The 7,673-nt window shown below is 59.9% G+C and carries 5 protein-coding genes; all 5 read right to left on the bottom strand.

Annotated elements, in window-relative coordinates:
- Positions 1–62: 62 nt before the first annotated feature.
- Positions 63–2,309, bottom strand: coding sequence for a nitric-oxide reductase large subunit (locus QWB57_RS08560; protein WP_288969153.1), 2,247 nt, complete (start codon positions 2,307–2,309; stop codon positions 63–65).
- A gap of 138 nt (positions 2,310–2,447) precedes the next feature.
- Positions 2,448–3,200 (bottom strand): cyclic nucleotide-binding domain-containing protein, encoded by a 753-nt coding sequence (locus QWB57_RS08555; RefSeq protein ID WP_288969152.1) that lies wholly within the window; start codon positions 3,198–3,200, stop codon positions 2,448–2,450.
- 19 nt (positions 3,201–3,219) lie between these two features.
- On the bottom strand, positions 3,220–4,620 hold the full coding sequence (hemN, locus tag QWB57_RS08550) for an oxygen-independent coproporphyrinogen III oxidase (protein ID WP_288969151.1): 1,401 nt from the start codon (positions 4,618–4,620) through the stop codon (positions 3,220–3,222).
- Positions 4,621–4,683: 63 nt separating this feature from the next.
- Positions 4,684–5,337 carry a thiopurine S-methyltransferase gene (locus QWB57_RS08545; protein ID WP_223626740.1) on the bottom strand — a complete coding sequence of 218 codons (654 nt, stop codon included), beginning with the start codon at positions 5,335–5,337 and terminating at the stop codon, positions 4,684–4,686.
- Between the two features lie 104 nt (positions 5,338–5,441).
- Positions 5,442–7,673, bottom strand: a 2,232-nt coding sequence (gene parC, locus QWB57_RS08540; protein ID WP_288969150.1) for a DNA topoisomerase IV subunit A, incomplete at its 5' end; no start/stop codon positions are given.

Genomic DNA, 7,673 nt, shown 5'->3' with positions numbered 1-7,673 from the left:
CGTGAGTAAAAAAGGGACGGCTTGCGCCGTCCCTGAGGGGTGTTGCCAAGGGTATTGCTGACTTACTTGGCAGCGTTTGGCCGCAGCCATTTACGTGCCACAAACACGCCCAGTAGCACGGCGCCGGCGGAGAACACCAGGTCGCCGGGCATGCGCATCCACACCAGCATGTCGATGATCGGGCGGTTCATGAACTCGGCCGAGCGGGCAAACCAGTAGCCGTGTTCCAGTGCCGCGTTGAGTTGCAACACGCCCATCGGCAGCAGGGTCAGCACGCCCATCAGGCCCAGACCGATGTTGAGGCTCCAGAACGAACCACGCAGCAGCCCTTCCGGCCATTTCACCTCGGGCTTGAGGCCGCGCAGGCAGAACAGCATCAGGCCGATCCCCAGCATGCCGTACACACCAAACAGGGCGGTGTGGCCGTGCAGCGCGGTCAGGTTCATGCCCTGCATGTAGAACAGTGCCAGCGGGGTGTTGACCAGGAACCCAAACAGACCGGCACCCACCAAGTTCCAGAAGCTGGTGGCCAAGAAGAACATGATCGGCCACTTGTAGCGTTCCATCCACGGGGTGGCGCGGCTATGGCTCCAGGTTTCGTAGGCTTCCAGCCCGATCAGTGCCAGTGGCACCACTTCCAAGGCTGAGAAGCTGGCACCCAGCGCCACCGCAGCGGTGGTGGTGCCGGCAAAGTACAGGTGATGGAACATGCCCAGCACGCCGCCGCTCAAGTACACGATGGTGGCGAACAGCACGTTGATGGTGGCCGACTTGCCGCGCAACAGGCCCAGCTTGACGAACAGGAAGCTCATCACCGCCACCGCGAACACTTCGAAGAAGCCTTCCACCCACAGGTGCACCACCCACCAGCGCCAGTATTCAACCACCGAGATGTGGCTGTTTTCACCCCACATCAGGCCGGCACCGTAGAACAGGCCGATGGCGACGGTGGACAGGAATAACAAGCCCACGATCGAGGACATTTCGTCCTTGCGCTTCATCGCCGGCCACAACGCACGGCCGACCAGGGTCAGCCACACCAGCAGGCCGACGAACAAAAATGCCTGCCAGAAGCGGCCGATGTCCACGTATTCCCAGCCTTGATGGCCAAACCAGAAGTTGTACTTCAGGCCCAACTTCTGCATCACCGCAAACCACTGGCCGGTAAATGAGCCGACCACAATGATCAGCAAGCAGACGAACAGGAAGTTGACGCCGGCGCGTTGGTATTTCGGCTCATGGCCGGAGATCGCCGGGCCGATATACAGGCCGGTGGCCAGCCATGCGGTGGCAATCCACAGCACCGCCAGTTGCGTATGCCAACTGCGGGTCAGTGCATACGGCAGGAACTCGGCAATTTTGAAGCCGTAAGCTTCCTGGCCTTCCACCTGGAAGTGCGCAGTGGTTGCACCCAACAGGATTTGGCACAGGAACAATGCCACCACCACCCAGAAATATTTGGCGGTGGCTTTCATCGATGGGGTGATGGTCAAGCCCTGCAGCGGATCCTGCGCGGGCGGTGTCGGCAGTGCTTCCTTGCCGTGATAGGCGGCGTAGTGCCACGCCAGCAAACCAACGCCACCAATCAGGAACAAGATCGAGAACATCGACCAGATAAACGTATCGGAGGTTGGCGTGTTGCCAATCAGCGGCTCGTAGGGCCAGTTGTTGGTATAGGTTCGATGGGTTTCGCCGGGACGATCAGTGCTGGCAGCCCATGCCGTCCAGAAGAAAAACGCGGTCATTGCGCGCCGATTGTCGGCATCCGGCACCGTGTTTTCACGCATGGCATAGGCTTCGCGCAGTGCATGCGTGGCGGGATCATTGGAGAACACGCTCTCGTAATGCGCGGCCACATTACTGATCGCTTGCGCCCGCATATTGCTGACGACGATGTCTTGTTTGCTGGCATCAAACGTGTTGGAGCGTATCAAGGGTTTGACGCTGGCCTGGGTCTTGGCCTGATCACCAGCCTCCATGCTGGCGTAGGACTGCCCGGCATCACTACGCGCCTGCAATTCCAGCATGGCTTCGGTTTCGCGATGCAGCCAGTCGGCCGACCAGTCGGGGGCCAGCAGGGCACCGTGGCCCCAGATCGAGCCGAGTTGTTGGCCACCGATGCTTTGCCAGACTTGGCGGCCACGCTCGATATCGGCACGGGTATAAAGCACTTGGCCGTTGGCAGCGATAACGCGGTTAGGGATGGGTGGGGCAGTGTGGATCAAATCCACGCCCAGCCACGCCATAACCGCGAAACTTGCGATGAGCAGGGCGGCCAAGCCCAGCCAAAGCCGTTTCGTAATGGACATTGCAACTCTCCTATTGATCAAGCCTGATGGAACCAGCGTCGGCATCGTCTGCCGTTCTGCGGGGTGTCACCATGACTTGTGTCAACTCGGCGTGAAGAACGTTGCAATCACGCGTTGAATGCAGGTTGTGCGCGCGGATCAATCGCGCAGGATGGGTGCAGCAAGTGCGTCGATGCGGCCTTGATCGAGCAGCTCCACTTCGCGGCGATCCACGGCAAGGATGCCGTCATCCTGCATTCGGCGCAGCACGCGGCTCACCGTTTCCGGTGCCAGCCGCAGGTAGTTGGCGATATCGGTACGTGCCATCGTCAATTGAAAACGTGTTGCGGAAAACCCGCGTGCGGCCAAGCGTCGCGACATTCCCAGCAAGAACGCGGCAACGCGCTGGTCGGCGCTCCAATCACCGGCAAGTAAGGCTGCGCGGCCGATGTCGCGGCTGAGCAGGCGGAACAATTCACGCTGCACGCCGGGTACCTTCGCCGCCAATACTGAAATCTTGGGGAAGGAGAATTTGCACAGCATCACCGTATCCAGTGCGATGGCATCGCAGGGGTAGCGGTGGCCGTCGATGGCGTTCAGTCCGATAACTTCGCCGGGGAAATGGAAGCCCAGCACATGCTCGTGGCCGTCGCGATCGGTCACGCAGGTCTTGACCGTGCCGGCGCGCACCGCAGCGATGGCTTCAAACGGGTCACCTTCGCGGAACACATGTTCACCGGCATGGAACGGGCCAATATGTTCCACCAGCACATGCAGTTCTTTCAGCGCACTCTTGTCCATGCCCTGCGACAAACAGGCGTGCGAGAACGCGCAGGTGGAGCAAAACTGCAGTTCATTGCCGTCATCGGACAGCACTTGCGGGCTCAGCCGCGGAAACGGCAGGCCGCTCATCGCACACTCCGGCAACAAGTCAGATCGCGCGCGAGAAGCGCGGTTTGGTGTCGGCAGCGGTTGGGGTCAGGTATTGGTCGAAGCACATGGCAATGTTACGCAATAGCAGCCGACCTTGCGAGGTGGCTTCGATGTTGCCTTGGCCAAATCGCACCAATCCGTCCTCCTGCAGCGGTTGCAACTGCGCCAGCGCGCTGGCGAAGTAGTCTTCAAAGTGTATGCCGTAACGGCGTTCCAGTGCGGCCACCGGGATTTGGCCCTGACACATCAGCGATTGGATCAGGTCGGCACGCAGCGTGTCGTCCTCACTCATGCGCATCCCCCGGAACACCGGCAGCTTGCCGGTATCAATGGCGATCTCCCAACTGGGTAAATCACGCGGATTTTGGCTGAAGGTATTGCCGATATGGCTGATCGCAGAGACGCCAAGGCCAATCAAATCGCTATCGGCGTGGGTGGTGTAGCCCATGAAATTGCGATGCAGGCCACCGCGCTGCTGCGCCTGTGCCAGGTCATCATCGGGCAAGGCGAAATGATCCATGCCGATATAGACATAGCCAGCCGCAGTGAGTTTTTCCACCGCCAATTGCAGCAGCGCTAGTTTGGCGTCGCCGTCCAGCAGCAGGGCCTCGTCGATTTGCTTTTGTGCTTTGAACAGGTGTGGCATATGCGCATAGCTGTACACCGCCAGCCGGTCTGGACGAATCTCGGTGACGATATCCAGCGTCTTGCCAAAGCCTTCCAGATTTTGTCCCGGCAAGCCATAGATCAAATCGATATTGACCGAGCGGAACCCGGCACTGCGTGCGGCATCTACCACCGTACGGGTTTCCTCCACGGTTTGGAGGCGGTTGACCGCTGCTTGCACCTTGGGGTCGAAGTCCTGCACGCCCAGCGATGCGCGGTTGAACCCGCTCGCGGCCAGTGCAGGCATCCATGCAGGGTCGCAGAAACGCGGGTCGATTTCGATCGAAATATCGCTGTCGCGGCGGTCGGCAAAATGAAATTGCCGGCGCAAGACATCCACAGTATCCGCCAATTGCGTGGGGTTAAGGAAGTTCGGCGTGCCGCCACCAAAGTGTAACTGGATCACTTCACGGTCACGGTCAAACGCGGGGGCAATCAGCGCGACTTCGCGATACAGGCGCGCCAGATAGCTATCCGATCGGCCCAAATCACGGGTGATGATGCGGTTGCAGCCGCAGTAAAAACACGGGCTAAAGCAAAACGGCACATGCACATACAGTGATAGCCGGCGCGGGATGGGTTCCTCATTGCTGGCCTGCACGGCTTCGCGCAGCTGCACCTCACCGAACTCCGCGCTGAATTGGGGCGCGGTCGGGTACGAGGTATAGCGCGGGCCGGGGCGATCGTAGCGACGCGCCAAATCGGCATCAAAGGCAATAGTCTGGGAGTGCATGGGCGCAGCTTAGGCAGATACGGGCAGATACGAATTGATCTTGATCAATCACTTGCGATGCGGTCAGCGGCGATGCAAGGCATACACGGCAGTATCCACCCGCGATGCCCCATTCACGAAGCCGGGGTGAGCCGCGGGAATGTTGCGCCGTTCGCACAGCGCGACATCCCAATGTTCGCCATAGCGTGCACGTACTTCGTCTTCGTGTACCGAGAACGGTGGGCCGTCGCGGTCTTGTTGCGGGTATTCCAGAGTAATCAGCAAGCCTTGGCAGTTGCTGGGCAGTGCTGCGTAGAGTTCTGCCACATAGCGTTGGCGCAGATCAGGGGGAAGTGCAATCAATGCGGCACGGTCGAACACGGCGGCACAGCTTGATAGTGCGTCACGATCCAGCCCGAAGGCGTCGCCATGGATGATTTCAATACCACCGGCGAGGTAGTGCGTGCCGTAGCGGCTTTGACGCAGCTCCGGCATCAATGCGTGGTCAGCAAAAAATTGTTCGATGGCCAGTTGTGACAGTTCCACGCCCAGCACGCGATGGCCTTGTGCGGCCAGCCATGCCAGGTCCAGCGATTTTCCGCATAGCGGCACGAACACGGTGCAATCGGCGGCAACGCCCAATCCGGCCCAGTGCTTTTGCAATAACGGGGTGGGGGTGGATTGGTGAAAACCGATTTGCTGGTTGGCCCAGCGTTGGTGCCAGAAGTCGGGTTGCATGGGTGTCTCCTTTGGATCGCTGGTGAAGCCGCCGTGCGTTTCGCGTAGCCGCATTTCGAGCGACGTAGCGAAACGCACGGAGGCTTCACCAGCGTTGGAATGGTTCAGGCTTCCACCATCAATCCATCCACTTTTTGCCAGCCACGCGGCAGCAAACCACCGCGTGAGCCGCGCGCGCCCAGATACGGCTCCAATTCCTTGTACGCGAGCGTCATCGTGCGTGCACCCGATTGCACCAACAACTTGCCGGTGGCGGGCACGACTGCAATCGCCACCACATGCTCGGTGCCGCGCTTGGCTTTGGGGATGTCGATGATCTTGTTGCCCTTGCCTTTATCCAGCTCCGGCAATTCGCTGATGGAAAATGCCAGCACGTGACCGGCACTGGTGATGGCAACGATGCGAGCGGCCTCGATGTTGGCCACTGGCGCGGGTGGCAACACCGTGCCACCTTCCCCCAGCGACAGCAGCGCCTTGCCGGCTTTCTGGCGTCCGGTCAGGTTTTCAAAGCGGGTGACGAAGCCATAGCCGTGGCTCGATGCGATCACGAATTTATGGTCGTTATCGCCGCTGGCAAGTGCCTGGAAGGTGCTGCCGGGTGCGGGCGAGAAGCGCCCGGTGAGTGGCTCGCCATTGCCGCGCGCGCTGGGCAGGGTGTGCACGGCAGTGGAGTAACTGCGGCCAGCGGAATCAATGAACGCCACTTGCTGATTGCTGCGTGCGCGCACCGCCAGCAGCAGGCTGTCGCCATCGCGATAACTGAGCGTTGCGGCATCGATATCGTGGCCTTTCGCAGCGCGTACCCAGCCCTTTTCACTCAGCACCACGGTCATTGGCTCACTGGCCACCAGCTCGGTTTCATCCAGTGCTTGCGCGGCTTGGCGTGCCACCAGAGGGCTGCGGCGGGCATCGCCAAACTTCTTGGCATCGGTCAACAATTCATCCTTGACCAGTTTTTTCAGCTTGGTTTTGTTGTCCAGGATTGAAATCAGTGTTTGACGCTCGGCCGCCAGCTCGTCCTGCTCGCCACGAATCTTCATTTCTTCCAGCCGCGCCAATTGCTTCAGGCGGGTATCCAGGATGTAATCGGTCTGCTCCTCGCTGAGGCTGAAACGTGCCATCAGCACCGCTTTGGGCTCGTCCTCGCTGCGAATGATGCGAATGACTTCATCCAGGTTGAGGAAGGCCACCAGCAAACCTTCCAGCAGGTGCAGGCGACGTTCAACTTTTTCCAGCCGATGCTGCAAGCGGCGGATGACGGTGTCTTGACGGAAAGTCAGCCATTCGGATAGCAGCATTTTCAGGTTTTTGACCTGTGGGCGGCCATCCAACCCGATCACATTCATATTGACCCGGAAGCTTTTTTCCAGGTCGGTGGTGGCAAACAAATGCCCCATGAGTTGGTCGGCATCCACGCGGTTGCTGCGCGGCACCAGCACGATCCGGGTGGGATTGGCGTGGTCGGATTCATCGCGGATGTCTTCCAGCCACGGCAGTTTCTTGGCCCGCATTTGTGCGGCAATCTGCTCGATGATTTTGGACGGCGAAACTTGATGTGGCAGTTCGGTGATGACGATATTATTGTGTTCTTTCACAAACACGCCACGTGCCCGCACGCTGCCGAGGCCGGTTTCATACATCGCCAGCAAGTCGCCGGGCGAGGTGATGATTTCCGCCGCAGTGGGGTAATCCGGGCCGCGCACGTGTTCGCACAGGTCGCGCACCGTGGCGTCGGGGTCATCCAGCAAGCGCACGCACGCGCTGACGACTTCATTGAGGTTGTGCGGCGGCACATCGGTGGCCATGCCGACGGCAATGCCTGTAGTGCCGTTGAGCAGCAGGTGCGGCAAGCGCGCCGGCATCCACGTGGGTTCTTCCAGCGTGCCATCGAAATTGGGCACCCAATCGGCGGTACCGTGGCCCAATTCACCCAGCAACACTTCGGCAATCGGCGACAGTTTGGATTCGGTATAGCGCATCGCCGCGAACGACTTGGGGTCATCGCTGCTGCCGAAATTGCCCTGCCCTTCGATCAGCGGGTAGCGGTACGAAAATGGCTGCGCCATCAGCACCAATGCTTCATAGCAGGCGCTGTCGCCATGCGGATGGTATTTGCCGATCACGTCGCCCACGGTGCGTGCCGATTTTTTCGGCTTGGCCGATGCCGCCAGCCCCAGCTCGCTCATCGCATAGATGATGCGGCGCTGTACCGGCTTCAGGCCATCGCCGATGAACGGCAGGGCGCGGTCGAGCACCACATACATCGAGTAGTCAAGATACGCGCGCTCGGCGTATTCGCGCAGGGGGATTTGTTCAAAGCCGTGAAACGTGGTGCG

The organism is uncultured Thermomonas sp., from assembly GCF_937872235.1.
GTDB lineage: Bacteria > Pseudomonadota > Gammaproteobacteria > Xanthomonadales > Xanthomonadaceae > Thermomonas > Thermomonas beijingensis.
This window is presented reverse-complemented; position numbering and strand designations above follow the sequence as displayed.